The sequence below is a fragment of the Vibrio olivae genome (assembly GCF_042428525.1).
Lineage (GTDB): Bacteria > Pseudomonadota > Gammaproteobacteria > Enterobacterales > Vibrionaceae > Vibrio > Vibrio olivae.
In genome coordinates, this window is the sequence record NZ_JBHMEP010000121.1 from 1 (window position 1) to 546 (window position 546).

Consider the following 546-nt stretch of genomic DNA (forward strand, 5'->3'; position numbering starts at 1 on the left):
CTTCATTGCAAGTAGAATGATGTACTTTAAAATAAGCAACAGTATAGCTCGATTTTAATCCTCTATTTTTCATGATTCTACTAATTTTTCGTCGGCTGATCTGAATGCCTCGTTTTGATAAGGCTTTTTTTATTTTTCTTGAGCCGTAGGCCTTTCGGCTGCGGATAAATTCTTCAGCGACTACTTCTTCAAGTTCTGATTCGTCTTTCTTTGGTTTTGATTGATAATAATAGGACTGACGTGATAGACCTAATATTCTGCACATCGCTGATATAGGGTAAAGATGCTTATTCGCATCGATTACTTGTCTCTTCGTCCGAATATCAGCGCTGCTTGCTTTAAAATATCATTTTCCATTTCTAATTGCTGGTTTCTTTTACGTAGTTCTAACAATTCTTTTTGTTCAGGCGTAAGATTATCTTTTTCTTTGAATGAACCACTCGTTTTAGATTGCTTTACCCATTTGTCAAATGCTGAAGCCGTTAGTTCATATTCTCGAATGATTTCTACACGTGGCTTTCCAGCTAAGTAAAGATTGACGATTTG

The 546-nt window shown here is 35.9% G+C and carries 1 pseudogene; it reads right to left on the minus strand.

From position 1 onward, the window contains the following. Nucleotides 1-546 (minus strand): annotated as a pseudogene (locus ACFFUV_RS23825) (IS3-like element IS1485 family transposase); the annotation flags it as partial.